Annotated in this window: 24 protein-coding genes, 1 tRNA gene, 2 pseudogenes and 2 riboswitches; of the genes and pseudogenes, 12 read left to right on the forward strand and 15 right to left on the reverse strand. The window is 60.9% G+C overall.

What is annotated here, in order from left to right; genetic code table 11:
* Positions 1-112: 112 nt before the first annotated feature.
* A complete protein-coding gene (locus tag VF673_RS00090) occupies positions 113-1,213 on the forward strand; it encodes an AI-2E family transporter (RefSeq protein ID WP_440290455.1) in 1,101 nt (366 codons plus the stop codon).
* On the opposite strand, the gene VF673_RS00095 is transcribed toward VF673_RS00090, so the two are convergent.
* Together VF673_RS00095 and VF673_RS00100 are read right to left on the reverse strand one after the other, a co-directional pair.
* The gene (locus VF673_RS00095; protein ID WP_440290456.1) at positions 1,210-2,280 is read right to left on the reverse strand and encodes a metal-dependent hydrolase; all 1,071 of its coding nucleotides are present in this window, start codon (positions 2,278-2,280) and stop codon (positions 1,210-1,212) included. The genes VF673_RS00090 and VF673_RS00095 overlap by 4 nt on opposite strands.
* The gene (locus VF673_RS00100; RefSeq protein ID WP_440290457.1) at positions 2,280-2,969 is read right to left on the reverse strand and encodes a crotonase/enoyl-CoA hydratase family protein; all 690 of its coding nucleotides are present in this window, start codon (positions 2,967-2,969) and stop codon (positions 2,280-2,282) included. Before VF673_RS00100 ends, VF673_RS00095 begins: the two co-directional genes overlap by 1 nt.
* A gap of 163 nt (positions 2,970-3,132) precedes the next feature.
* Here VF673_RS00100 and VF673_RS00105 point away from each other — a divergent pair.
* Together VF673_RS00105 and VF673_RS00110 are read left to right on the forward strand one after the other, a co-directional pair.
* A tRNA-Ser gene (locus VF673_RS00105) sits at positions 3,133-3,223 on the forward strand.
* 128 nt (positions 3,224-3,351) lie between these two features.
* Positions 3,352-3,996 (forward strand): LysE family translocator, encoded by a 645-nt coding sequence (locus VF673_RS00110; protein ID WP_440290458.1) that lies wholly within the window; start codon positions 3,352-3,354, stop codon positions 3,994-3,996.
* Between the two features lie 22 nt (positions 3,997-4,018).
* On the opposite strand, the gene VF673_RS00115 is transcribed toward VF673_RS00110, so the two are convergent.
* The 3 genes from VF673_RS00115 to VF673_RS00125 form a co-directional block, all read right to left on the reverse strand.
* A complete protein-coding gene (locus tag VF673_RS00115; protein WP_320331836.1) occupies positions 4,019-4,447 on the reverse strand; it encodes a DUF3010 family protein in 429 nt (142 codons plus the stop codon).
* A 2-nt stretch (positions 4,448-4,449) separates the two neighbouring features.
* Complete coding sequence (locus VF673_RS00120) at positions 4,450-4,941, reverse strand: nucleoside deaminase (RefSeq protein WP_320331777.1); 492 nt, start codon at positions 4,939-4,941, stop codon at positions 4,450-4,452.
* 105 nt (positions 4,942-5,046) lie between these two features.
* Positions 5,047-5,655 (reverse strand): TetR/AcrR family transcriptional regulator, encoded by a 609-nt coding sequence (locus VF673_RS00125; protein WP_235818582.1) that lies wholly within the window; start codon positions 5,653-5,655, stop codon positions 5,047-5,049.
* Between the two features lie 132 nt (positions 5,656-5,787).
* Between VF673_RS00125 and VF673_RS00130 the strand changes: the two genes are divergently transcribed.
* From VF673_RS00130 to VF673_RS00150, 5 genes are all read left to right on the forward strand, one after another.
* Positions 5,788-6,228 (forward strand): hotdog fold domain-containing protein, encoded by a 441-nt coding sequence (locus VF673_RS00130; RefSeq protein ID WP_273125275.1) that lies wholly within the window; start codon positions 5,788-5,790, stop codon positions 6,226-6,228.
* 390 nt (positions 6,229-6,618) lie between these two features.
* On the forward strand, positions 6,619-8,070 hold the full coding sequence (locus VF673_RS00135) for a spinster family MFS transporter (protein WP_440290459.1): 1,452 nt from the start codon (positions 6,619-6,621) through the stop codon (positions 8,068-8,070).
* A 267-nt stretch (positions 8,071-8,337) separates the two neighbouring features.
* A complete protein-coding gene (locus tag VF673_RS00140; protein WP_440290872.1) occupies positions 8,338-9,321 on the forward strand; it encodes a DUF1852 domain-containing protein in 984 nt (327 codons plus the stop codon).
* Between the two features lie 26 nt (positions 9,322-9,347).
* On the forward strand, positions 9,348-10,376 hold the full coding sequence (locus VF673_RS00145; protein ID WP_440290460.1) for a methionine synthase: 1,029 nt from the start codon (positions 9,348-9,350) through the stop codon (positions 10,374-10,376).
* Positions 10,376-10,882 (forward strand): flavin reductase family protein, encoded by a 507-nt coding sequence (locus VF673_RS00150; protein WP_440290461.1) that lies wholly within the window; start codon positions 10,376-10,378, stop codon positions 10,880-10,882. Before VF673_RS00145 ends, VF673_RS00150 begins: the two co-directional genes overlap by 1 nt.
* A gap of 46 nt (positions 10,883-10,928) precedes the next feature.
* Here the strand turns inward: VF673_RS00150 and VF673_RS00155 are convergent, their stop codons facing one another.
* From VF673_RS00155 to VF673_RS00165, 3 genes and pseudogenes are all read right to left on the reverse strand, one after another.
* Positions 10,929-11,498: an anaerobic ribonucleoside-triphosphate reductase activating protein gene (locus VF673_RS00155; RefSeq protein ID WP_440290462.1), complete on the reverse strand. Its 570-nt coding sequence runs from the start codon at positions 11,496-11,498 to the stop codon at positions 10,929-10,931.
* 22 nt (positions 11,499-11,520) lie between these two features.
* Positions 11,521-11,694: an anaerobic ribonucleoside-triphosphate reductase gene (gene nrdD / locus VF673_RS00160; protein WP_440290463.1), complete on the reverse strand. Its 174-nt coding sequence runs from the start codon at positions 11,692-11,694 to the stop codon at positions 11,521-11,523.
* Positions 11,691-13,397 (reverse strand): annotated as a pseudogene (locus VF673_RS00165) (ribonucleoside triphosphate reductase); the annotation flags it as partial. The pseudogene VF673_RS00165 and the gene nrdD, both read right to left, overlap by 4 nt.
* A gap of 121 nt (positions 13,398-13,518) precedes the next feature.
* Positions 13,519-13,651, reverse strand: a riboswitch (cobalamin riboswitch).
* Positions 13,652-13,891: 240 nt separating this feature from the next.
* On the opposite strand from VF673_RS00165, the gene metE reads away from it, so the two are divergent.
* Positions 13,892-16,177 carry a 5-methyltetrahydropteroyltriglutamate--homocysteine S-methyltransferase gene (gene metE / locus VF673_RS00170; protein ID WP_440290464.1) on the forward strand — a complete coding sequence of 762 codons (2,286 nt, stop codon included), beginning with the start codon at positions 13,892-13,894 and terminating at the stop codon, positions 16,175-16,177.
* A gap of 54 nt (positions 16,178-16,231) precedes the next feature.
* Here metE and VF673_RS00175 read toward each other — a convergent pair whose 3' ends face one another.
* From VF673_RS00175 to VF673_RS00195, 5 genes are read right to left on the reverse strand one after another with little or no spacing between them, the layout of a single operon-like run.
* On the reverse strand, positions 16,232-16,771 hold the full coding sequence (locus tag VF673_RS00175; RefSeq protein WP_440290465.1) for an ATP:cob(I)alamin adenosyltransferase: 540 nt from the start codon (positions 16,769-16,771) through the stop codon (positions 16,232-16,234).
* Between the two features lie 6 nt (positions 16,772-16,777).
* Positions 16,778-17,506 carry an ABC transporter ATP-binding protein gene (locus VF673_RS00180; protein WP_440290466.1) on the reverse strand — a complete coding sequence of 243 codons (729 nt, stop codon included), beginning with the start codon at positions 17,504-17,506 and terminating at the stop codon, positions 16,778-16,780.
* On the reverse strand, positions 17,497-18,483 hold the full coding sequence (locus VF673_RS00185; protein ID WP_440290467.1) for a FecCD family ABC transporter permease: 987 nt from the start codon (positions 18,481-18,483) through the stop codon (positions 17,497-17,499). The genes VF673_RS00180 and VF673_RS00185 overlap by 10 nt, the downstream gene beginning before the upstream one ends.
* The gene (locus VF673_RS00190) at positions 18,471-19,319 is read right to left on the reverse strand and encodes an ABC transporter substrate-binding protein (RefSeq protein WP_440290468.1); all 849 of its coding nucleotides are present in this window, start codon (positions 19,317-19,319) and stop codon (positions 18,471-18,473) included. The genes VF673_RS00185 and VF673_RS00190 overlap by 13 nt, the downstream gene beginning before the upstream one ends.
* 6 nt (positions 19,320-19,325) lie before the next feature.
* Positions 19,326-21,242 carry a TonB-dependent receptor domain-containing protein gene (locus VF673_RS00195; RefSeq protein WP_440290469.1) on the reverse strand — a complete coding sequence of 639 codons (1,917 nt, stop codon included), beginning with the start codon at positions 21,240-21,242 and terminating at the stop codon, positions 19,326-19,328.
* Positions 21,243-21,361: 119 nt separating this feature from the next.
* A riboswitch (cobalamin riboswitch) is annotated at positions 21,362-21,580 on the reverse strand.
* 66 nt (positions 21,581-21,646) lie between these two features.
* Here VF673_RS00195 and VF673_RS00200 point away from each other — a divergent pair.
* Positions 21,647-22,294: a 2'-5' RNA ligase family protein gene (locus tag VF673_RS00200; protein WP_440290470.1), complete on the forward strand. Its 648-nt coding sequence runs from the start codon at positions 21,647-21,649 to the stop codon at positions 22,292-22,294.
* A gap of 108 nt (positions 22,295-22,402) precedes the next feature.
* Positions 22,403-22,840: a CBS domain-containing protein gene (locus VF673_RS00205; protein ID WP_440290471.1), complete on the forward strand. Its 438-nt coding sequence runs from the start codon at positions 22,403-22,405 to the stop codon at positions 22,838-22,840.
* A gap of 54 nt (positions 22,841-22,894) precedes the next feature.
* Here VF673_RS00205 and VF673_RS00210 read toward each other — a convergent pair.
* Positions 22,895-23,951 (reverse strand): annotated as a pseudogene (locus tag VF673_RS00210) (NAD(P)-dependent alcohol dehydrogenase).
* A 155-nt stretch (positions 23,952-24,106) separates the two neighbouring features.
* Here VF673_RS00210 and VF673_RS00215 point away from each other — a divergent pair.
* Positions 24,107-24,982, forward strand: a complete 876-nt coding sequence (locus VF673_RS00215) for a YihY/virulence factor BrkB family protein (RefSeq protein ID WP_440290472.1) — start codon at positions 24,107-24,109, stop codon at positions 24,980-24,982.
* Between the two features lie 15 nt (positions 24,983-24,997).
* Here VF673_RS00215 and VF673_RS00220 read toward each other — a convergent pair whose 3' ends face one another.
* Entirely contained in the window at positions 24,998-25,939 is a 942-nt protein-coding gene (locus tag VF673_RS00220; RefSeq protein WP_440290473.1) for an endonuclease, read from the reverse strand.
* Between the last annotated feature and the right edge of the window lie 148 nt (positions 25,940-26,087).

Here is a 26,087-nt window from a genome sequence, read left to right on the forward strand (position 1 = left end):
ACTTGTGTATAAACAGCATGTAAAAGTCTTTGGATCACGGCCTGCAATGCGGCTGTTATGATATGCAGGTTACGGCCCGGACCGGGTCAGCCACGGACAATGAAGGGAGCACATGAGCACACCCCCACCCCCATCGATAGTCCCGGCGCAATCAGCGGCGCGCTGGCTGCTGCTGCTGGTGATCGTCGCCGGCATCTACTTCTTCCATGGTTTCATCGTCCCGGTTCTGGCGGCACTGATCGTCGCCTTCGCCAGCTGGCCGCTGTACCAGCGCCTGCTGCGCCTGTGCGGCGGCAGGCGCTCGCTGGCGGCGGCCATCGCCATTCTGGTCATTCTGCTGGTACTGGTGGTGCCCCTGACCATGGCCCTGTCCTTCGCCCTCAGGGAGGCCCAGAGCTGGGTCGCCTGGTTGCTGGAGGCCAACCGCGATGGCGCGCCGGTACCCACCTGGATCGCCGCCTTGCCCTTTGCCGGCGAATGGCTGGCGATCCAGTGGAATGACTACCTGAACCACCCCCACGCCATCAGCGAGATCATCCAGATGGCCAGTGGTCAGCACCTGGGCAACATCTCCCGGGTGATCATGACCATGAGTGGCAAGGCCTTCTCCCTGGCGCTGGCGCTGCTGTTCATGCTCATTACCCTGTTCTTCCTGTACCGCGACGGGCACCACCTGGTTGCCCAGCTGGATCGGGTCGGGGAGGGCGTACTGCCGGCGCGCTGGCAGCGCTTCTCGCGCATGGTGCCGGCCACGGTTACCGCCACCGTCATCGGCATGGGTCTGATCGCCATAGGCGAGGGCATAGTGCTGGGTATTGCCTACTGGATCGCCGGCGTACCCTCCCCGGTGGCCCTGGGGGTAATCACCGGGGTCATGGCGCTGATCCCGGGTGGCGCGCCACTGGCCTTTACCCTGGTGTCGCTCTACCTGGTGGGCAGCGGCAACGTCTTTGCCGGCGTGGCGCTGTTCATCTGGGGGGCGGTGGAACTGTTCATCGTCGACAAGACCATCCGCCCGTCGCTGGTCGGCGGCCCGATCAAGCTGCCCTTCCTGCTGACCTTCTTCGGTCTGATCGGCGGGGTCACCACCATGGGTATCGTGGGGCTGTTTGTCGGCCCGGTGCTGATGTCGCTGCTGCTGGCCATCTGGCGCGAGTGGGTGCACAACGGCGACCCCCAGGTGCTGGTCACCGCCCTGCAGGACAAGAGCTAGTCGGCAGACTCGCTCACCGGTGCCCTGGCCAGCGCACCGGCAAGCCGGCCGATGGCAATGGGACGATCCTGACTCAGCGCCCGATCTCGCAGGGCCAGCAGATCCTCCAGCGGCGGCCGGCCCATCGGCCATTGTTCGACCGAGCTGATCAGCTGCACGTCCCCTTGCTCATCCTGCTCGGCGAGGGCGAAGCGGAAAGGGTGATAACCGGGCATGCCCAGGCGCAGATCGGTCACTACCCACTGGCCATCAATCAGGTCATAGCGCAGCAGATCATTGGTAAACCAGCGCAGCCGCGCATGCTGTGGTGACTGCTCCAGCGCCTGCTGGCCCTCACTGGCCCGGCGGGGAAGCCGCTCCAGCTCCATCGGACGCTGATCAAACCAGCTGACCAGCCCCTCGTAATAATCGTCCCCATCCACCGCCATCACCCGCCAGAGCACCGTATTGAAGGGTGTCGCGGCAACAAAGGTAGACTCGGCCTCGATGCCCCGCGCCGCCAGTGCCTGCTCCAGACGTTGCCCGGCCATCTGCTGACCGATCAGGGTGCTCCCCAGATACAGACTGCTCAGCAGCAGGGCCACGGACTGGGCACGCAACCAGCCGGTCCGATGCAGGCCGAACAGCAGCCCGCCCAGCGCCGCCAGCAGCAGCGGAATGGTGTACAGCGGATCGATGATGAAGATGCTGGAAATTGCCACCGGAGGCGTGCTCAGCGGCCAGAACAGCTGGGTGCCGTAGGTGGTAAAGGCATCCAGCAGGATATGGGTGGTCAGCACCAGCCAGATACACAGCCACAGGCGCATCGCGCTGTAGCCGGGGTGCGGACGATAGCGGCGCACCAGCCAGGCCAGCAGCACGCTGGCCGCCGCCGTCACCAGCAGGGAATGGCTGAATCCGCGGTGATAGGTCATGTCGGCCACGGCATCGCCGTAGTCGATGACCACATCCAGATCCGGCAGGGTGCCCAGTGCGGCGCCATACAGCAGCGCCTTGCGCCCCTGCCAGCGGCCCAGCAGCGCCCCCTGAACGGAAGCGCCGAGTACCGCCTGGGTTATGGAATCCATCAGAGGTTGTGGTGCTTGTCTTCGTCAATCGCCCAGTCCAGCAGCTCCAGCAGACCCTTGCGGGCCTTGAGCTTGGTCTTGCGGTGGGCTGTCATGTTCAGCTGGGTCAGCTGGCTGGCTATCGCCATTGCCTCGGCTTCCAGCTCCTCCGCCGGCACCGCACGGTCAAGAAAGCCCGCCTCCACGGCCTGCTCGGGCGAGAACATCTCGGCATTGATCACCGAGCGATTGAAGGCACTGTTGGTCAGCCTGGCCCGGGCCAGCTCGATGCCGGCATGGTGCATGGTCATGCCGATGGCAACCTCGTTCAGACCGATCTTGAACGGGCCCTGCACACCGATGCGGTAATCACAGGACAGCAGCAGGAATGCACCCTTGGCGATCGCGTGGCCGGTGCACACGGCAACCACGGGGTAGGGGTGCGCAAGCAGACGACGGGACAGAGAGGAACCGATGCTCACCAGGCCTTTCGCCGCCTCAGGGCTGGCGGTCATGACCTTCAGGTCATAGCCACCGGAAAAGATCCCCGGCTTGCCGGAGATGACCACCACCGCACGATCCAGCTCGGCACGATCCAACGCCGCATTGAGCGCCTCGAACACTTCCGGCGACAGGGCATTGGCCTTGCCGTTGTCCAGACCCAGACGGGCAATACCATCGGAAAAACTGTAGGAAACCAGCTCACTCATCACAGAACCCTCGTCGTTGGAAGCTACAGGCGCATCCCGGCCCGGTCTGGCAGTGTACCAGCAAATAAATGACTGCCGAGTCTGCAAATAGGGTTTGCCAAACCGCTCTGGTTTGGGTACATTAGCGCGCCTCGGAACTGGCAACGTCCAGTGACGGGAATCCGGAGAGGTGTCCGAGTGGTTGAAGGAGCACGCCTGGAAAGTGTGTATACGTTAATAGCGTATCGAGGGTTCGAATCCCTCCCTCTCCGCCAGACAAACGAAAAAGCCCAGCTCATGCTGGGCTTTTTTTCCATCCCGGGCTTTCTGTCGCCGCTTTATCCCAACTCACCATCGTCCTAAAATCCCCTGATCCCACCCATCCCAACCCGGAGCCTCCCCGATGTTCGACATAACCAGTCTCTGGCTCTTCATCGTTGCGGTCTTCCTGTTATCCGTTACCCCCGGCCCCGACCTGGCCTATGTGGTCGGGCAGAGTGTGGCGAACGGGCGGCGTGCCGGGGTGATTTCGGCGGCAGGGGTGGCGCTGGGCAGCTGTACCCACGCTCTGGCCAGTGTCGTCGGGCTTACGGCGCTGATTGCCGCGTCGCCCACGCTGTTCAATGTGGTGAAGCTGGCCGGTGCGCTCTATCTCATCTATCTGGGTACCAGGTTCATCCTCGGCACCTTCGGCAAGGAGCAAGCCGACGACCCAGAGCAGCCCCGGATCAGGCCCGAAGCGAGCCTGAGGAGTCTGCTGACCAGAGGCTTCATCACCACCCTGACCAATCCCAAGGTACTGCTGTTCTTCGTGTCTTTCTTTCCGCAGTTCGTGGTGCCCGGCGGCGAGCATCAGGTGGAGTCCTTCCTGCTGTTGGGTGTGGCCTATACCCTGGTGGCCTTTCTCACTGATGCGACCTTTGCGCTGCTGGCAGGCAGTGCAATGGGCGTGGTTTCCGGGAACCGCAAGCTGCAGAAGCTGATGGACCGTATCGTGGGTACGGCCTTTATCGGGCTGGGTATACGGCTGTCGCTGACCCAGCGGTGATCACCGCTGGGTCTGAGGGGCTTCAATCCTTGAAATGACCCGCGTAGGCGGTGAGAAAGGCCGCTTCCTGAAACTGCTTCAGGCCGGTGTCGGCAAAATGCACCGGCAGCGGATTCGCCGCGAGAATGGACTTGATCTGTGTGGCTGACAGCAGCTCCACCTCATAATCCGCGGGGATCAGCTGAATAGTGGCTTCCAGCTTGAAGCTGATCGCGCCGCCGGCGAACTTGCCCTTCTGCAGCCGCTCCTTGATCACTACACGCTGCACCTTGTAATCCCCCAGAAACTGCACCAGCTCCTTCTGGAACGCCAGCAGATCCTCGCGGGTGTGGTCCTTCTTCAGGGTCAGCTTGCGGGTGCGGCTGTCCGGCAGGTTGAACAACCCATCGTCCTTATCAAGCAGGCACACCACTGCATCATTACCGGTCAATTCAATGCCACAGATACGCATGCTCATTCTCCAATCCTGCGCTGTTGATGAAATTGTCTGTGCAACTCGTGAACCCTGGCGGCCAGCTCTTCGTCCGGCCCTGCGACAGGCGTATCCGAAATGACGTCGCCGATGGGCAGCGACCGCACCCGGGGAGCCGGTACGTCCAGCTCGGCCAACCAATGGCCCAGCTGCGCGCTGGAGCTCGCATAGACGATGCGCCCCAGTCTGACCCAGCCATGAGCGGCCGCACACATGGGGCAATGCTCGCCCGAGGTATATACCGTGGCACCGGCTCGGTCCTCGGGGCTCATGTTCTGCGCCGCCCAGCGGGCAATGGCGAATTCCGGATGCTGAGTATGATCACCACCGGCAACCCGGTTGCGATCCTCGAACAGCACCTCACCCTGAGCCGACACCAGCACCGAACCGAAGGGCTCATCGCCAGCGGCCAGTGCTTCCGCCGCCAGTTCAATGCACCGCTGCAGGTGCTTGCGATCCTGCTCATTGATCATGGTATTTCTCCATCAGACGTTGCCGGCCCATAAGGCAGACCGGTTTGGGATGAGGCTGCCACGTATTCAAAGCGGCAGCCTGCGGGGAAGGGCGCCCCTGGCAGATCAGGCTACGCCGAGTGCTCGCCAGGCCGCCTCGGCCAGTGTCTCACGGTAAACCCTTGGGCTGCTGGCAACTCTGCCTGAGAGCCAGGCCCTGCAGTAGCTTTCCGCCGGGCCAATGATCAGGGAAGGAACCAGCTCGTAGGGTAGGCTGGTCAGCTTGTCACCTGCACATGCTCGGGCGAACCACTCCTGCAACTGCTGGTTCCGGGCCCGGTTTCTTGCAACCAGTTCTTCCTTATGGGGACCGTTGGCAACCACAAAGCGGGCGTTGAACTGATAGCGTGCCCACTCGGGCTGGTCTGCAACCCAGTCAACGTAGCTCAGAACCAGGGCGCTTACTCCGTCTCGGGGCGTCTGCGCGGTTGCAAGATATTGCTGGCGAAGGGAGGCCTGATCCTCCATGGCGGCGAATAACAGAGCCGCGACCAGGCCCTCCTTGTTGCCAAAATGGTGGTAGATGGCCCCGACACTGGTGTCGCACCCGCTGCGAATCATCTCGATGGTTGTCGCTTCGATACCCTGCGCGTTAAAGCACTCAAGCCCTGCGCGCAGGATGGCTCTCTTGAGTTCCGCCCGCCTGCCGGGATAGCTACGCTCCAGAATATCCATCTACCGCATCCAAGTGATCAGAAGACGCCATGTTACCTCGCCGGACTCCGCGCGTGCAGCATTGACGCTGCCATGTGTACAGAATATAGTTCCGTAACAGAATAATGTTCTGTATCTGATCAAGGAGAAGTCATGAACCAGGTACTCAAGATGTTTCAGTCCGCCGGCCCCGAGGTCTTCAGCAAGATGGCATGCCAGATGGCACCGTACTTCAGCACCATCAGCCCGCTCATATCCGAGTTGGACGTCAACAGCTGCATAGTTCAGCTGCCCTTCGCCAAGGATGTCACCAATCATCTGGGTACAGTGCATGCGATTGCCATGTGCAATGCGGCGGAGCTGGCCGCTGGCATGATGACCAACGTGTCTATACCCGCAGGCGCCCGCTGGATACCCAAGGGCATGACAGTAGAGTATCTGGCCAAGGCGAAAACTGATCTGACCGCTGTAGCCAGCGGCGAGGGCGTGGACTGGAGTAGCGAAGGCGACAAGGTGGTGCCGGTTGTCGTTACGGATACCGAGGGCAAGACGGTTTTTACCGCGCAGATCACCATGAATGTGAAGCTGGGTTGAACCTGCTGCTTCGGATTCCCGGGACGTCCTGAATGGAATCCGAAGCCCGCTGAAGCGTTACCCCCTTCGTCGACGGCGAAACTTGCGCGATCTCCACGCCGTACCGGCAGCCCCAACGACGTACCCGGGCTCTCAATGATCTGACACAAACGGGCCTCGCTGGCTCAATGTGATTACCCTGTGATCAAGCGCACGACAAATGTCCCGCTAAAGCCATGCTTTACGCTTATGGATTGATATTCAACAGGGCTGATTGGTTTAACCATGCATGTTCGAGCGGCTTCTAGGCGTTAATGTAGGGCATACCGATCACTTGGATGAACCTGAGTCACTGCAGCATCCGACTGCCCGCATCGACTTATAACAACATACTGGGAAGGCGAACTGTCCATGAGAACCAACCATGCCATAGAAGGGGGAGCCCAGGGCCACTTGACCGGCTTCGGCTCCAAGGCGTACCGCAACTATGTGCTCTTTGCGCTGACATTCATTTACATTCTCAACTTCGTCGATCGCGCCCTGCTGGCGGTCGTCGGTCCCGACCTGGTACCTGATCTGGGACTGACGGACACCCAGTTCGGCCTTCTCACCGGATTCGGTTTCGCCTTGCTCTACACCACAGTGGGCATCCCGCTGGCGCGTTTTGCCGATGTCGCCAACCGCGTCTGGATCATGACCGTCTGCGTGGCCCTGTGGTCCCTGATGACGGCGCTTTGCGGCCTGGCGACGGAAGTCACCATCGGTTCGATCACCATAGGCGCGTTCTGGATTCTGCTGATGTGTCGCGTCGGGGTGGGTATCGGCGAGGCTGGCTGCACGCCGCCGGCCAACTCCCTGATCGCGGACTACTTCATTCCGCGTGAGCGGTCCCAGGCACTGGGTTTCTACGCCATGGGCGTAACCCTCGGCACCATGGTCGCCAACATCGTCGGCGGCTGGGTTACCGACATGTTCGACTGGCGCACCGCCTTCTTCGTTGTCGGCCTGCCGGGACTGCTGGTCGCCCTGGTGTTCAAGCTTACAGTCAAGGAGCCACCGCGGGGTTACACCGATCCGCCGCAAGCCGTGCAGAAGGAGCGCGCCAGCCTTGGTGAAGCCATCCATGAGCTGCTGGGCAAGCCGGCATTCTGGCTGATGACCGCCGGTGCCACCATCGCCGCATTCTGTGGTTACGGCATTTCCTCGTTCCAGTCGCTGTTTCTGGTGCGTACCTACGAAATTACCGCCGGCCAGGCGGCCATCTGGATCAACACGCCGGTCGCCCTGTCTGCTGCCATCGGCACCTTTGCCACCGGCTGGCTCGCAACCAAGATCTACAAGAAACACCCCGGCGCCATCGCCTGGGTACCGGCGGCTGGCCTGATGCTGTCGATTCCCTTCTATATCTTTGCCTTCACCACTGACAATCTGCTGTACGCCGCCATCGGCCTGATCATCGGCGGCTTCGTGAAGTACGGCTATCTGGCCGCTCAGTACACCATCGGCCAGGGCGTGGTGAGCATGCGCGTGCGGGCGATGGCCACCGCAGTCATGCTGCTGCTGGTCAACCTGATCGGTTACGGCTTCGGCCCGCTGTTCATCGGCCTGGTGTCCGACATCCTGTTCAATTCCGGTGCCGCCGAGTATGGCGTAGCAGCGGGCGATCTGGCTCGCAGCCAGTGCCATCCCGCCGTGATCGGTCAGCTTAGTGAAGATCTGCGCGAAGTCTGCGGTCAGGTCTACTCACAGAGCCTGCAGACCTCCATGGTCATCATGGCCTGCCTGTACGCGGCCAGCGCCCTGTGCTTCCTGCTGACCTGGACCCGCCTGGGCAAGGACATGGTGGACAGAGAGGGCAAGTAACCGGCCACGGCCTGAGCAACTGACCAGAGGGCGCATTGCGCCCTCTTTTGCGTTGGTCGCAGTTGCAACCCGATCAGTTGGCGCTGCCCTGACCTTATCCAGCGTGCTGAAGGGCAGTCAAAAGGACGCCACATGAAATAAATTAATGATTGACTGAATTAAGTTCAATGTTCCTCAGGCTGCAGCTTGCCTATGATGCGCTCCAATTCAGCAGAACGTAAATCATTGGGCAGGCTTGGCTTTCCCGTCATCAGGGGCTTGGGTGAAATGAGCAAGGATTTTACATTCAGTATCAAGAGCACTCGCTTCGACGAGGATTATCGCCCGTCGGACAACACGCGAATTACCACCAATTTTGCCAATCTGGCCAGGGGCGAGCGCCGAGAAGAGAATTTGCGCAGCACCTTGAGAATGATCGATAACCGCTTCAACGCCATGGCGCATTGGGATAACCCCAACGGAGACCGCTATGCCCTTGAACTGGATATCATCTCCGTCGAAATGGATGTTGAGGCGGGCGGCATCGGCAAAGGTATTCCGCTGATCGAGATACTGAAAACCAGTATCGTCGATCGCAAAGCCAACAAGCGCATCGAAGGGATAGTTGGCAACAACCTCTCCTCCTATGTGCGCGATTATGATTTCAGTGTGCTGTTGCGCGAGCACAACGAGGGCAAGGCCGACTTCAGCACGCCGGACGATTTCGGCGATCTGCATGGCAAGCTGTTCAAGTGCTTCGTCAACTCTGCCGCTTACCGGGAATGTTTCAGCAAGCAGCCGGTAATCTGCTTGAGCGTCGCCAGTGGGAGAACCTATGTGCGCACTGAAAATCAGCATCCGGTACTGGGTGTTGAGTATCGGCAGGATGCGTACTCCCTGACCGATGAGTACTTCGGCAAGATGGGGTTGGCGGTGCGCTATTTCATGCCTCCGGGCAGCGTTGCGCCCCTGGCCTTCTATTTCTCCGGTGACCTGCTGGCGGACTACAGCAACCTTGAGCTGATCAGCACCATAAGCACCATGGATGCATTCCAGAAGATCTATCGGCCGGAGATCTACAACGCCAACTCCGTAGCTGGAAAGGTCTATCAGCCCAGTTTGGATAACGATGATTTCTCACTGACGCGCATCGAGTATGACCGCGAAGAACGGAGCCGTCTGGCTATTGAGCAGGGCAAGTTTGTTGAAGAGGTTTTCATCAAACCCTATCAGTCGGTACTTCAGCAATGGGCTGCTGATTACGCAGCTTGAATAAAAGAATATCAAGGCCTTATACCATGCAAAAGTTGTTACCCACTTCAACCGCTGGCAGCCTGCCCAAGCCCTCCTGGCTGGCAGAGCCGGAAACCCTCTGGTCGCCCTGGAAGCTGGAGGGGGACGCGCTGCTCGAGGGCAAGCAGGATGCGCTGCGCCTGGCATTGCACGAACAGCAACTGGCCGGCATCGATATCGTCAGTGACGGCGAGCAAACCCGTCAGCACTTCGTGACGACCTTTATCGAGCATCTGGACGGTGTTGACTTCGAGAAGCGTGAAACAGTTCGAATTCGTGATCGCTATGATGCCAGCGTGCCGACGGTGGTGGGCGCGGTGTCGCGGCAAAAACCTGTGTTTGTCGAGGATGCCCGTTTCCTGCGTCAACAAACCAGCCAGCCGATAAAGTGGGCGTTGCCTGGCCCCATGACCATGATCGACACGCTGTATGACGCCCACTACAAAAGCCGGGAAAAACTGGCCTGGGAATTCGCCAGGATCCTCAATCAGGAAGCGCTGGAGCTGGAGGCGGCCGGTGTCGACATCATTCAGTTTGATGAGCCGGCGTTCAACGTGTTCTTTGATGAGGTGAACGACTGGGGCGTTGCGACGCTGGAGCGGGCACTGCAAGGGCTCAAGTGCGAGACGGCAGTGCATATCTGCTATGGCTACGGTATCAAGGCCAATACCGACTGGAAAAAGACCCTGGGCTCGGAGTGGCGCCAGTATGAGGAAGCCTTCCCCAAGCTGCAGCAATCCAGCATCGATATCATCTCGCTGGAGTGTCACAACTCCAACGTGCCCATGGATCTCATCGAGCTGATTCGCGGCAAGAAGGTGATGGTCGGGGCCATTGATGTGGCGACCAATACCGTGGAGACACCGGAGGAGGTGGCCGATACCCTGCGCAGGGCGCTGCGGTTCGTCGATGCCGACAAGCTCTATCCGGCGACCAACTGTGGCATGGCGCCGCTGCCGCGTGACGTGGCGCGCGGCAAAATGAAGGCCCTGAGCGCGGGCGCCGAGATTATTCGCCAGGAGTTGTCGGGCTGATGTCCGCACAGGAGCTCATCATCGAGCCTTCGCGCTTTCGCGAAGCGCTCGGTCACTTTGCCTCCGGTATCACGGTGATCACCTCGCAGCTCGATGGTGAGCCGCTTGGCTTTACCTGCCAGTCGTTCTACAGCGTGTCGATGAGTCCACCGCTGGTGTCGTTCAGTGTCATGTCCCGTTCGGCCAGCTACCCGAAGATTCGCCAGACGGGCCGGTTCGCAGTGAATATCCTGTCTGGTGATCAGGTCGCTATTTCCGACCAGTTCGCTCGGCGGGGTGCGGACAAGTGGCACGGCGTTGAATGGGCCACGTCACCGCTGGGCAATCCGCTGATTGGCGGCAGTCTGCACTGGCTGGATTGCGAGATTCAGGCAGAACATGTTGCGGGCGATCACCTGATCGTGATTGGTGAAGTAAAAGCCCTGAGCCGTCAGCAGGGGCCAGTGTCGCAGCCTTTGCTGTATTTCAAGGGGCAGTATTGCAGCCTCGGCGCGTCGACGGATTGAACAGTCAGCCGCTCGGCATCCCAGCTATCGTTTCGGAACTCGCAGATCAGGCATGGTCGAGGCGGCCTGCCTGTATCACCACTGATTCGGCGCCCATATCCAGCAACCGTTGTCTGATCCATTGCGCGTCGCTGTCGGCCAGCCAGTTGGGGTGAGCCGTGATGCGCAGTTGGTGGCTGACGCCGCTGTTGATGACCAGCTCGGCGCTTTGCCAGGCAGCGTTACCGCTGTCCCGGGTTTGGGTGATCAGCGGGTAGTCGTTTTTGCTGGCCTTGATATCCAGGCCTATCCAGTCGATCAGTGACAGCAGGGCCTGCAGTTTGCGTGGGTAGATGCCGGCGCTGTGCAGGCCGATCTTGAAGCCCATGGCGCGTATCTGTTGGATGGCCTGGGGCAGGGCTGACTGAAAGGTCGGCTCGCCACCGGAAAACACCAGCGCATCCAGCAGCCCGCGACGGCTGTGCATGAAATCGACGATCTGCTGCCAGGGGATTTCCGTGTCGCCCCGTGCTGGCAGCAGCTCGGGGTTATGACAGTAAACGCAGCGCCAGGGGCAGCCTTGCGTGAAAACCACCGCTGCCAGCTCCCCCGGATAGTCGATGCTGGTGAGGGGCACAAGGCCCCCCACGCGCAGTGATTCAGCAGCCATCGCTGGCTGAACTCTGGGGCTGGAAGAACTGCCGCTCGCGGTGCTCGGACTGCTTGCCGGGATTCCAGGAGGAGACCGGGCGGTGGTAGCCCATAACCCGGGTCCAGACTTCGCAGCGGACCCGTTCGTGGTCTTGCAGTGGGGTGGTGATGGATTGATTCATGCTGATACTCCCTGGTTTTTTGCTTTCTGCTGGAGGATGTCCTCATCACAGCGCGGGCAGAACTCATGCTCGCCACTCAGATAGCCGTGATGCGGACAGATGGAAAAGGTCGGGGTAACGGTCAGATAGGGCAGCCGATAGTTGGCCAGTGCCCGCTGCACCAGTCGCCGGCAGGTGTCTGCACTGGCCAGGGGTTCGGCCATGTACAGATGCAGTACAGTGCCGCCGGTGTATTTCTGCTGCAAAGGCTCCTGTCGCTGTAGCGCCTCAAAGGGATCGCTGGTGAAACCGACCGGCAGTTGTGAGGAGTTGGTGTAGTAGGGCTTATCCATCGAACCGGCCTGCAGTATGTCGGGGAAACGCTTGCGGTCTTCTCGCGCAAAGCGGTAAGTGGTGCCCTCGGCTGGGGTCGCCTCCAGGTTGTACATGTGCCCGGTGTGCTCCTGGAATTCGGTCATGCGCGCGCGTACGTGATCCAGCAGGCGAAGTGCCATGGCGTGTCCGTCGGGGTGGGTGATGTCCTGGGTATCACCGGTGAAGTTGCGGACCATCTCGTTGATGCCGTTGACGCCCAGGGTGGAGAAGTGATTGCGCAGGGTGCCCAGATAGCGTTTGGTGTAGGGGAACAGCCCGGCATCCATGTGCTGCTGGATCACCTTGCGCTTGATTTCCAGGCTGTCGCGGCCCAGCTCCAGCAAGCGATCCAGTGCCCGCAGCAGGGCGGTTTCATCGCCCCGGTACAGATAGCCCAGGCGGGCACAGTTGATGGTGACCACGCCCAGCGAGCCGGTCTGCTCGGCAGAGCCGAACAGGCCGTTGCCGCGCTTGAGCAGTTCGCGCAGATCCAGCTGCAGACGGCAGCACATGGAGCGCACCATGTTCGGCTGCAGCTCCGAGTTGAGGAAGTTCTGGAAGTAGGGCAGGCCGTATTTCGCGGTCATGGCGAACAGGCGCTCGGCGTTGTCACTGTGCCAGGGAAAGTCGTGGGTGATGTTGTAGGTCGGGATCGGAAAGGTGAATACCCGGCCTCTGGCATCGCCCTGACTCATGACCTCGATGTAGGCGCGGTTGATCAGGTCCATTTCCGCCTGCAGCTCGCCGTAGCAGAAGGGCATTTCCTCACCGCCGATCACCGGCACCTGCTCACGCAGATCATCCGGGCAGACCCAGTCGAAGGTCAGGTTGGTGAAGGGAGTCTGGGTGCCCCAGCGCGAGGGGACGTTGAGGTTGTGGATCAGCTCCTGGATATGCTGGCGCACCTGCGGGTAGTCGAGCTGGTCTTTGCGCACATAGGGGGCCATGTAGGTATCGAAGGAACTGAAGGCCTGGGCGCCGGCCCATTCGTTCTGCAGGGTGCCGAGGAAGTTGACGATCTGCCCTACCGCGCTGGACATATGCCGTGGCGGGACGGAATCGATCTGCCCGGGAATGCCATTGAGTCCCTCATTGAGCAGGGTGCGCAATGACCAGCCGGCGCAGTAGCCGCTGAGCATATCCAGGTCGTGGATATGCAGGTCGCCATCACGGTGAGCCTGGCCGATCTGCAGCGGATAGACGTGACTGAGCCAGTAGTTGGCGATCATCTTGCCGGCGCTGTTGAGAATCAGCCCGCCGAGGGAGTACCCCTGGTTGGCGTTGGCATTCACTCGCCAGTCCTGGCGATTCAGGTACTCGTCTATGGTGCTGGAGACATCCAGCAGAGTGCCGTCGATGGGCGCGGTTAAGGCCGGCGTTGTCATGCGATCCCTCATGCTTGTGGTGGGGCACGCTGGACAGGACGCAGCTTTCGCCGCCCTGATGTCCTGACGCGGGACCCGGGTTGCCGTCTGATGACGGAGAAAGGCAGGCATTCGGGCTCAGGGCTGTTGGTCAGCTCCATACCGTTGCGCGACAGCTCTGGATTCGCACCAGATTCCCCTGCGTAAAAGCGTTAAGCACAATATATAGTGCTTTAATCTGCTTGGTGGGCACTATATGGGCTGGTTTGGCAATCCTCTTTGACCAAGGTCAATTTCTCCTTGTTCTTGTATGCAGTCGCAACGGTGGCATCAGATGTCAGCAGAGCACCTGACCAGGACGGTGTAATACGGAGGGTATTCATGAGTTGAATTGCATGTCCCCATGAAAATCATGAGATTGTTTCATCATCAGGTGGCGCAGAGAATCCTTCCATCATTCATTGAGGGAGTATTGACCGATGGCTTTGGCACACAATCTGGGCTTTCCGCGTATCGGGCGTGACCGTGAACTGAAACGGGCGCTGGAGGCGTTCTGGCAGGGCGATCTGGACGAGGCTGGGCTGCGTGAGACAGGTGTGCGGCTGCGCGCTGAGCACTGGCAGCTGCAGAAGCAGGCTGGTATCGAGCTGCTGCCGGTCGGCGATTTTGCCTGGTATGACCAGGTGCTGACCCATTCGTTGATGTTCGGGGTTATCCCCGAGCGTTTTCGCAAGGCGGGCGCCCCGCGGCCGGATCTGCAGACGCTGTTTGCCATGGCGCGTGGTGCCACCGGCGGCTGCTGTGGTGGTCATGCCCAGGAAATGACCAAGTGGTTTGATACCAACTACCACTATCTGGTGCCGGAGTTCAGCGCTGACCAGCAGTTTGCCCTGAGCTGGGAGCAGCTGTTCGACGAGGTGAATGAGGCGCAGGCACTGGGGCACAGGGTCAAACCCGTGGTAATCGGGCCGCTGACCTATCTGTGGCTGGGCAAGGTCAAGGGCCGGGAGTTCGACAAGCTGGAGTTGCTTGAGCGGTTACTGCCCTTGTACGGCGAGATCTTTCAGCGACTGGCGGCACAGGGTGTGGAGTGGGTGCAGATCGATGAACCGATTCTGGTGCTCGATCTGCCGCAGGATTGGAAGAACGCGTTTGAGCGTGCCTATAACCTGCTGCAGAAGGAACCGCTGAAAAAGCTGGTCGCGACCTATTTCGGTGGTCTGGAGGACAACCTCGGGCTGGCGGCGGGCCTGCCGGTGGACGGCCTGCATATTGATCTGGTGCGGGCGCCCGAGCAGTATCCGGCCATTCTTGATCGTTTGCCGTCCTACAAGGTTCTGTCGCTGGGGCTGGTCAATGGCCGCAACGTCTGGCGCTGTGATTTGGACAAGGCGCTGGAGGTGCTGCGCCATGCCCATGAGCGTCTGGGCGAGCGGCTCTGGGTAGCACCGTCCTGCTCGCTACTGCATAGTCCGGTGGATCTGCAGCGGGAGGATCAACTGGATGCCGAGCTGCAAAGTTGGCTGGCCTTTGCGGTGCAGAAGTGTGAGGAGGTGGCGACACTGGCCCGCGCCTTGAGTGAACCGCAGGCCGCTGACGTGCAGGCAGCACTGGAGCAGAGCCGGGCGGTGCAGGCCAGTCGAGCCGCTTCCCCGCGTATCCATCGACCGGAGGTGCAGGCCCGCCTGGCGGCAATCCAGCCGGGTGACAGTCAGCGCCAATCAGCCTTTGCCGAGCGTATTGGACAGCAGCGGGCGCGGTTGAATCTGCCGGCCTTCCCGACCACCACCATTGGTTCCTTCCCGCAGACATCGGCGATCCGTCTGGCGCGTCAGGCGTTCAGACAGGGCAAGCTGAGCGAGGCGGAGTACACCGAGGCCATGCGCAGTGAAATTCGTAATGCGGTCAAGGTGCAGGAGCAGCTGGGGCTGGATGTGCTGGTGCACGGCGAGGCCGAGCGTAACGACATGGTGGAATACTTCGCCGAGCAGCTGGATGGCTATGCCTTTACCCGGTTCGGCTGGGTGCAGAGCTATGGTTCGCGCTGCGTCAAACCCGCCATCATCTTTGGTGATTTGAGTCGCCCCAAAGCCATGACTGTGGACTGGATCAGCTATGCTCAACAGCAGACCGACAAGGTAATGAAGGGCATGCTGACCGGTCCGGTGACCATGTTGATGTGGTCGTTTCCGCGGGAGGATATCAGCCGCGAGCAACAGGCCCGGCAACTGGCGCTGGCGATCCGCGATGAGGTGACGGATCTGGAAGCGGCTGGCATCCGCATCATCCAGATCGATGAGGCGGCGTTCCGCGAGGGCCTGCCGCTGCGCAGATCAGGCTGGCAGGGCTATCTGGATTGGGCCACCGAGGCGTTCCGCCTGACCGCCAGCGGGGTGCGTGATGAAACGCAGATTCATACCCATATGTGCTACAGCGAGTTCAATGATGTGATCGAGTCGATCGCGGCGATGGATGCCGATGTGATCACCATTGAAACCTCCCGCTCGGACATGGAGCTGCTGGAGGCCTTCGAGCAGTTTGCCTATCCGAACGAGATCGGACCGGGGGTGTACGATATCCACTCGCCGAGGGTGCCGAGCACGGCGCAGATGGTCAGCCTGCTGCGCAAGGCCGCGCAGCGGATTCCGGCGCAGCGCCTGTGGGTCAACCCCGACTGCGGCCTGAAAACCCGCGCCTGGCGGGAAACCAGAGAGGCGCTGGCCAATATGGTGGCTGCGGCGCGTGAACTGCGCGCGGCGGGCTGAAGGCTGGTCGCAGCGGGATGCTCCGGCGTCCCGCTGCCTCGACGTTATCGGGAGTCAGACGTTCTTGCCGTAACTGCGACTGATGAACTCCGGCTCCACCAGCCCACGGCGCTGGTTTATTACCAGGGTCAGCACAAAGAAGAAGTTGCACAACATATTGCACATGCGCGGCAGCAGCATGGGCACCTCTTTTCCTTCCTGATCGATTTTGACCATGACGCGGATGGCCTTTTTGCAGGCCGAGCGGGCCAGGTGCAGCTGCGGAATCGGCAGGCTGCCGCGGGGCAGTACGAAGCCGTTCAGGCGTTCGGGCACTTCTGCCTTGTAATGATTCAGGCGTTGCTGCAACCAGGCCTGATCTTCCTCGCTGACGGCCAACCGGCCACGGATCGAGCCGTTGATATGAAAGGCCAGCGGCTGGATCTGCTCAAGGTCAGCGGCGATATCAGGCATGTCCTCGGGCAGGTGGGAGATGATGGCGCCGATATGACCGCACAGCTCATCGGTGATGACCTCGAAGTCGCACAGCGACGAGCTTTCGTACATGAAGGGGTAACACATCTCGTCAATGTTCTTGCCGAACTTGAAGGCCATGGGACGTTACCTCGGAATGATAATAGGAGGATCGCTGTCCAGGTCGATATGAGCATCGATCTGGAAAGCTTGCTGCAGGTGAGCGCTGGTCAGCACCTCGGCGGGCTTCCCCAACGCCAGCAGTTGACCTTCATGCAGCAGACACAGGCGGTCGCAGTAACGGGCGGCCAGTGACAGATCATGAACCGACAACATCACCGCGCGGCCGCTCTGGGCGTAGCGGCGCAGCAGGCGCAGCACGTTCTGTTGCTGGAACAGGTCGAGGCTGGCGACCGGCTCGTCGGCCAGTATCACCCGGGGCTGGCCGGCCAGTACCCGGGCCAGCCAGACCCTGGCCTGCTGGCCACCGGAGAGCTGGTCTACCTGGCGGTCCAGCCAGGCATCCACGCCGGCTGCTGCGGCGGCCTGGGCGATGGCGTCGGCGTTGTCGTCGCCCCAGGGCAGGCGCCCAAGGCTGATTACATCGCGCACGGTCAGAGCCCAGGCGCTGGAGCTGCTCTGCGGCAGAAAGCCCAGTTGCTGCGCGCGCTGGCGCTCGGGGATGGTTCTGATCGCGGTCCCGGCCAGGTGTATCTCGCCCTGATGATCCTGAATCCCTGCCAGACAGTGCAGCAGGGTGGACTTGCCTGCACCGTTGGCGCCTATGACGCCAAGCATTTCTCCGGCTTTCAGGTTCAGGTTGATGTCCATCAGCCGCTGGCCGACGCCCAGGTGCTGAATACTGATCAGATCCACCGTTTGCGCTCCTTCCATACCAGCCAGATGAATAGCGGCGCGCCCAGCAGGGAAGTCAGCACGCCCAGCTTCAGCTCGCGGCCGGGGGGCAACAGGCGCACGCCGATATCCGCCAGGCAGACCAGAATGGCGCCGGCCAGCGCCGCCGGAATCAACAAGCGCTCGGGGCGATGCTGCACCAGCGGGCGCAGGATATGCGGCACCAGCAGACCGACAAAGCCGATACTGCCAGCCACTGCCACCGATGAACCCACCAGCATGGCCGCGCCCAGCACCAGCATGATGCTGCCGTAGCGCACGTTCAGGCCCATGCTGCGGGCCACCTGGTCGCCCAGACTCAGGCCGCTGAGCAAGCGCCGCTGGCTGAGTATCAATGCGCTGCCTGCCAACAGGGCGGGTACCAGTAGCCACAGGTGTTCCAGGCCACGCTCGGATACCGAGCCGAGCAACCAGAACACCAGCTCCTGCATGGCGTAGGGGTTGGGCGCAAAATTGAGCACAGTGGCCAGCGCGGCGCCGCATAGGGTGGAGATGGCCAGACCGGCCATGATCACCATGTGCGAGCGGGCAGAACCGGCCAGCATGAGCATCAGAGTCAGCGCCACGGCAGCGCCAATCAGGCCGGCTACTCCGGGTGCGGCGGCGCCCAGTGACGGAAACAGGCCGAAGTAGAATACCCCTGCGGCGCCCAATGCCGCGCCCTGGCTGGCACCGGTCAGGCTCGGCTCGGCCAGCGGGTTGCGCAGCAGGCCCTGCAGGGCCGCACCACTCAACCCCAGAGCGGCGCCGACGCACAGGGCGATCAGCGTGCGTGGCAGGCGGATCTCACCGATAACGATGGCGTCCAGCCCGGGCTGGCCGGTGAGAAAATCATACAGGCCCGGCAGCACCGCCACTGAGGTCGAGCCGATCGCCAGCGACAGCAGAAAGGTCGCCAGTAACAGGACCAGCAGGGCAGGGGTAATCATTCGAGCCATTGGTTGAGTTGCCTTATCAGATCCCAGGTCCAGGGGCCGGGACATTGCCAGCGCCAATAGTCGGTGCTCAGCCAGCCGTCGACGGGCACGCTGCGGCGCAGTACCGGGTGCTCGGCAAAGCGGTTGGCCAGCGCCTGATGTTCCGGTGCGGCAAAGAGTATGGCATCCGGCGGGTTGCTGGCGATCTGTTCCAGATCCAGCCGTACCAGACCCTCTTGTTGCAGGTAGTTCTGCCAGCCGGCCTGCTCGAGAATCTGGTGTTCAAAGGTGCCGGTGCCGGTGCCAATGGCATTGGCGTCCAGCAGCAACAGGCGTTTGGCATCGGCTGCGGGGGTGGAGGGTGTGGGCGCAGGTGAGGTGCGCCGGGGATCGCCACCGATCAATGTCAGCAGGGTGCGTTCATAATTTTCTACCTCGGCAAAGGTCGACGGCAATGGCAGTACCTCGACCCGGTAACCCAGGCTGCGCAGGCGTTCGCGCAACAGCAGGGCACTGTACTGTCCGGCCAGTACCAGATCAGGCTGCAGCTCAACCACCTGTTCCAGCGTACCGTCGTGGCTCGGCCAGGCTGCCTCGATCCATTGGATCGGATAGCGCTGGTGCATGGGTGACAGCGCTGCCACCTGCGCCGGATCGGCATGGTGGGCCAGGATCCAGTCCATGCACAGGTCGAGGGAGACAATACGCGCTGGCGTGCCAGGGGCCGCCAGCGCAGGGAAAGTGGTCGCCAGAAAGATGGCGGACAGGCAGAGCAGCCCCCGGTGCAGCCAGTCCCTGAATCCGATCAGGGACTGGCTGCTTTCCGCATTGGATTGGTGGCTGTCAAGGCTGCTCATTCAGATTCAGAAATTGGGTGTCCAGGTTACGCCGACCATCGCTGCGAAGGGCATTTCCTGATAACCATAATCCTGTCCGTTGTGGTTGTAATTAAGCCGGCTGTAATCCTTGTCCAGCACGTTGGCCAGCTTGAGGTCGAAGCCCAGCTCATCGTTGGCCTGCCAGTTGGCGCGCAAATCCAGTACACCATAGCCCGGCAACTCGGTGTTGTTAGCGCCGTCAGCATAGCTGTTGCTGGCTGCGGCGAAAGTGGCGCCCACACCAAATGCACCGAATTGCCGATCCAGATTGAACGTCAAGGTGCGCTTGGCGCGGTTGGGCAGGACGTTGCCGGTGCCGCGGTTGCGGGGGTCGATGATGCTCAGTCCCAGCTCGCCATGCCAGCCGAACAGTTGCTGCTTCAGGGTGGCTTCAAAGCCGTTGACCCGCGCATTGTCCACGTTGTCCATGGTACCGATCCAGGTAGTCGGATCGCTGACATAGACGATCAGGTCGCGGAAGTCGGTGCGGTACAGCGAGGCTTCCAGCTCGGTGGTGGCGGTAAGCTGACTGCGCCATTGCAGTTCATAGCTGCGGGATTTTTCCGGGCTGAGATCGGGGTTGCCACCATAGGAACCGTCAAAGGGCCAGTACAGGTCGGCAAAGGTGGGCACGCGGAAGCCTTCAGCATAGGACAGGATCAGCTTGTTATCGGCGTTGACCTGATAACTCAGGGCGCCGTTAAAGGTGTTTTCACTGCCGAATTGCTGGTTGTCATCGTGGCGTACGCCCAGCTCGGTGCCAAAGCGCTCACCCTGATAACTGTGCTGGATGAAGGCCGCCTTGTTGTCGCGGTTGCTGACAGCGAAGTCATTGCTGCTGCGCACCTTGTCGTTCAGGTAGTCCAGCCCCAGACGCAGGCTGTGACCGTTACCCAGAGTCAGGGTGTTAAGCCAGTTCGCGGAGTCCCGGTAGGTATTGTTCACCGTGCTGCCAGGGAACAGCTTATCGAAGTTTTCCTGTTTGTCTTCGCTGTGACCCAGCTCGATGCGACTGCTCCAGATGTCATTGATCGTGCCATCCAGCCACACCGTGCTGGTGCTGAGCGCGTACTCGTCATAGGGTTTGGCGGGAAATGGTCCGCCCCAAGGAAAATCTGTTTCGTAGCGACCGAAGGGGTTGTCGTACTCGGTCTTGCCGCGTTGATCCAGCACGGTGAAGCCCGCTTCCAGCTGATCGCTGAAACGGTGGCTCAGGCTCAGTGCGAGTGAGCGGTTCCGGTAGGCGTCATCATCCGCATCAGCAGCGTAAGAGGTGCGGGTGCGGTCGATGCCAGCGGTTTCTTCCAGCCCCGCTGTCAGGCTGAAGCGGGTACGCTCATTACCGCCAGACAGCCCGAGAGTGCGCTCGAAGGTGCTGTCGCTACCAGCGGCCAGCCGTACGTAAGGGCGCAGTCCCTCTCCATCACCCCGGCGGGTAAAGATCTGGACTACCCCGCCCATGGCGTCGGCGCCGTGAATGGCTGAGCGCGAACCACGCAGTACTTCTATACGTTCGATCTGATCGACGCTGAGAAACTGCAATGCGGCGCTGCCCATGGTGGCGGAACCTGCGCGAACACCATCGATAAGCACCAGGGTCTGATTGGTATTGCTGCCGCGAATATAGAGGCCGAAGTTGGCGCCCCGTCCACCATAGTTGATCATCTGCACCCCCGGCACCTGGCTCAGCAGGTGTGGCACGCTGGCCGGACGCAGCCGCTCGATATCGGCGCGGGTGAATACCGTGCTGGCGGCGCTGCTTTCGCTGCGTTGCTCTACTGTGCGGTTGGCGGTAATCAGGGTATCGGAAAGTTTCAGTGCCTGCTCATGGGAGACAGGTTGGGCAGCCAACGCGAGGCTTGGAGCCAGCGCTACAGCCAGGGCAATACGGGACAATTTCATTTTGAATCCTCAAAAGGTCGGTGAGACTTTCGAGGAGGGCAGATAAGCAAGTGCAGGCGGTGACGTTGGCAAGGCACAGACAGTCGGCGGCACTTGACGGTGCCGCCCTCCGCAACACCAGTCGACATTGCATGCGGGCCGGCCTCCGGACTCTTGACGCCCATCCGCTCACCTTCCCATGCTCATGGCACAGTGGTCTTCGAGCGGACGCCGATACGGGATCGGGGTCAATTACCGTTGCGGGGGCAGTGTCGGGATTGTTCGCCAAGTGGGCGGTACGCACCGACTTTCCGTTTCACGCCTGTCAATCCAGGCGCACCAGCATGAAATAGCGGGGCGATGGTATGCTTACCGGCTGTTAAATACAAGCTGGGTGCCACCATCTGCCGCACCCGGCGTAGCCCTTGCCGACGACCGAGATGTTGTTAACGTCTTCCAAATACCCCTTCAGTGAAACCCTGGTAGCCGAGCAGCGTGATTACGTTGAGTGGCATCGTGGGCGTGCCCGCTACGGTGTGTGGATTGTGCCGATCGAGTGTCCAGAGCTGCTGGAGTACATAGACTGCCTGACAGAGCAGCTTGGTGATCTGCTGCATCCCAGTCGTCGGCAGCCGCATATCACGCTGTTTGTCTGTGGTTTCGATCAGCCTCACAGAGTCCATGATGATGACTTTACGGCGGAGCAGTTGCAGCAGCAGGTGCAGGGCCTCGAAAGCCTGGAAAGATCGCCCTGTACCTTGCAGATAGGCGCGGTTGACAGCTTTGCCAGTGCCGCCTTGCTGAGGGTGGCCGATCCGGGAGGGCACCTGGCATATTGGCGCAGTGCGCTTGCGCCCCATTGCACCGAGGTTCGGCAGACGGCCTATGTACCGCATCTGACCCTCGGGCTGTACAGACGTAGCGCAAGTGCCGATGAGTTACGCCAGCGGCTGGCTACTTTGTCGCAGGTGGATAGGCTGACGGTTCCGGTATCATGCCTGGACTACGTCACTTACAGTAGTTTTGATATGTTCGGGCCGTTGAGTCGCGAAAAGCGTATTTGTTGGCAATAATATAAGCATTAATCAGGTTGATAAGTTTTTTTGCTTGGCCTTGCCTGAATTTTTGAACAATCCTTGCCCACCCCATGTTATGGATTCAAACAATCAAAGGAGTGCCTAATGAAAACTGTGGCCCAGGTAATCCAGACCAAGCAGATCAAGCAGGTGCATACGGTGGATGCGGATGACACCGTACTCAATGCCTTGCAGGTGATGGCCGATCATAATATTGGTGCACTGCCGGTGACCGAGAACGGCAAGGTGATCGGCGTGGTCAGTGAGCGGGACTATGCGCGCAAGTGCGTGCTCAAGGGTAGGGCTTCGGTGGGCACCATGGTGCGTGAGATCATGAGCAGCCCGGCGATCAGCGTGAACTCGAAAATGAGCGTTCAGGAATGCCTGTCGCTGATCACCGATCGCCACCTGCGTCACCTGCCGGTACTGGAAGACAACCAGCTGGTGGGTCTGGTGTCCATTGGTGACCTGGTCAAGGAAACCATCGCCGAGCAGGAACAGCTGATTCGCCAGCTGGAGCAGTATATCCGCGGCGAAGTCTGATCACACCGCTGAAAGCGACGGCACTCCATACGCTTTCAGCGGCGCTCTGATGGGTCAGTTGCTGTCCAGACTGCCCATATCAATGACAAAGCGGTACCGCACATCCCCCTTGAGCATGCGCTCGTAAGCTTCGTTGATATCCTGGATCGGGATCATTTCGATGTCCGAGACGATATTGTGCTCGGCGCAGAAATCCAGCATCTCCTGGGTCTCGGCAATGCCGCCGATCAGTGAACCAGCCAGCTTGCGGCGTTTGAAGATCAGCCGGAATACCTCGGGCGATGGATGCGGCTCGGCCGGTGCGCCGACCAGGGTCATGGTGCCGTCACGCTTGAGCAGGGACAGCAGGGCGTTCAGGTCATGCGGTGCAGCCACGGTGTTGAGGATGAAATCCAGGCTGTTCATCGCGCCGAGCATCTGTCGGGTATCGGTGGAGATGATCACTTCATGGGCACCCAGGCGCAGGGCGTCATCGCGCTTGTTCGGTGAGGTGGTGATCAGCACCACATGCGCGCCCATGGCCCGGGCCAGCTTCACTCCCATGTGGCCGAGTCCGCCGAGGCCGACCACGCCGACCTTCTGCCCGGGGCCGACGCTCCAGTGACGCAGCGGTGAGTAGGTGGTGATACCGGCGCAGAGCAGCGGCGCCACCGCCGCCAGGTTTTCCTTGTGGCGGATATGCAGCACGAACTCCTGACGCACTACTATGTTGTCCGAGTAGCCGCCGTAGGTGTTCTCGCTGCCGCCGAAGGCGTGGCCGTTGTAGGTGCCGACAAAGCCGTTGTCGCAGTATTGCTCCAGGCCTTCAGCGCAGGATGAGCACTGCTGGCAGCTGTCCACCATGCAACCGACGCCGACGATGTCGCCGACCTTGAATCTGTCTACCTGATCGCCTACGGCCGCTGACGCGGCCGACGATTTCATGGCCCGGTACCGAGGGGTAGAGGGTGTTGTTCCACTCGTTGCGCACCGTGTGCAGATCGGAGTGACAGACGCCGCAATAGAGAATGTCGATCTGCACATCCCCGGCTCCCGGTGCCCGGCGCTCGAAGTGGAAGGGCTGCAAGGGTTGGTCACCGCTGTGCGCGGCATAGCCCCTGGTCTTGATCATCGGTCTGCTCCTGTAATGAGACGGTTCCTGTCAGAGGCTCCAGCATAGTCCAGCTGAGGGGCCAGGTAAGCCGGAGCGTGATTGAGGTGGGAAATGCCCAAACTTCTCGGGCCATGAGCCGTCAGAATCTGTGAATGGATCGGGTGAGGAATACCATGTCTTTTCTGCAATTGCGTAATGCCGGTGTGTGGGAAGTCATCAAGCGTACGGCCAAGGGGTTCAGTGAGCATGACCTGTCCACCTATGCGGCGGCGCTGGCGTACCGCGCGCTGTTTTCGATATTTCCCTTCATTCTGTTTCTGCTGGCGCTGCTGGGCTTTCTGCACCTGCCGGATTTCTTCGACTGGCTGCGCTCCCAGGCAGACCTCCTGCTGCCACCGGTGGCCATGGAGCAGGTCGGTCCGGTGATCGATCAGCTGCAGGACAGTCAGGGCGGGCTGATGTCCTTCGGTATCCTCCTGGCGCTTTGGACCGCGTCCATTGGTGTTCGCTCCCTGATGAATGCCATGAACCGCGTGTATGCGGTCGAGGAGAGCCGCCCGAGCTGGAAGCTGGTGCTGCTGTCGGTTGCCTATACCGTCGGCCTGGCGGTGATGCTGCTGCTGGCGGCGGGCTTCATGACGCTGGGACCGCAGGTCATGAGCTGGCTGGCCTCGCAGATCGGCATGGAACAGATGCTGGTCACCCTGTGGACCTGGATCCGCTGGCCGCTGGCGATCCTGCTGATGATGCTGGCGGTAGCGCTGATCTACTACGCCACCCCGGATGTCGAGCAGGACTTTCGCTTCATCACTCCCGGTTCGGTGGTGGCGGTGATCGTCTGGCTGGCGGCCTCGATCGGCTTCGGCATCTACGTGCAGAACTTCGGCAACTACAACGCCACCTACGGCAGCATCGGTGCCATCATCGTACTGCTGCTGTACTTCTACATATCCGCGGCGGTGCTGCTGCTCGGTGCGCAGCTCAACGCTACCATCGAACATGCCTCGGCGGAGGGCAAGGACGTGGGCGACAAGCAGCTGGAGGACTGACGTCGCCCGCTGCGGTCAACGGCAGTTGCCGGCCTTGCGATAGCCCTGGGCGACCGCTTCGGCTTCGCTGTCGAACCACCTGACGTTGCTGTCGCTCATCTGGCTGTAACCGGGGCAGCCCTGGGGCAGGTGATAGACCTTGCTGCGCTGGTTACCCTTGATCCGCCCCGCGCTGCTGGTGCTCCGGGCAGCCGGGGCCGGCAGGCTGCTCTGCAGCCCGGCACGGCTGTTGCGGTGGTTGAGTGTCCACTGCCGCTCGCCGGTGACGAAGGGGTTGGCGTGGCCCATCAGGCGGCTGATGCGCCGGTCACGCTCGCGCTCCCAGGTGCTGGGTGGAAACTGTCGGTCCCAGGCCATCAGCAGGCGCTGCTGGGCGTTGGACATGCGCAGGTCGTAGTGGTCGTGCATGTAGAACCAGACCCGGGCAATCTTGCCCTTCACCTCGTCGCGGGGCTCCACGGTCCGCTCGCTGAATTCCACCTTGAAGTCGCACTGGCCATGGCGGTAGCCGGTACCCGGCAGCATGCCGAAGCGGAAGTTGCTGCGGTCGGCATTGAGCTCGCCCACCGCCGGGGTGAGGTTGTGCAGGTTGGCTTCCATGGCATTGAACACCGGATCGGTATTCTTGCAGTTGCTGCGCCCACCCTGTTGCCAGCACTGGCGCTGCTGGCCGAACAGCGAGGCGGGCACTATGTGTTCCCATTCGATGCGGGCGGCACGATTGGCCTGGGCGCGGGTCTGGTAGCCGCAGCTCTGGTGGTCGACCAGCCCGCCGGAGCGGCCGGCCCATTCCCAGCGGCAGCCGCAATAGAAGGTGCCCTGGTCCGCGCGGTCGTGGTAGACCTGCTGACGGGCGAGGACCTTGGCGGCCTCGAAGCTGGTGGGTGCGGCAAGAGCGGCGGGAAGATGGAAAATACAGGCAATAACAGCCAGAACGGTACGACAGGATCTGAACATTGAACAACTTATAGCAATGGAGAACCGGGAAATCCGACACTACGGCGGGGGGATTGTACGGCATTCCACTCGGGGGTGGGAGGGTCAGTATTCATACTGTGAATGCCCTACATGGGCAGGTTTTTCATTCTATTGAACAGGGCTTTTG

It is taken from the genome of Halopseudomonas sp. Lyrl_26 (genome assembly GCF_051948695.1).
GTDB lineage: Bacteria > Pseudomonadota > Gammaproteobacteria > Pseudomonadales > Pseudomonadaceae > Halopseudomonas > Halopseudomonas formosensis.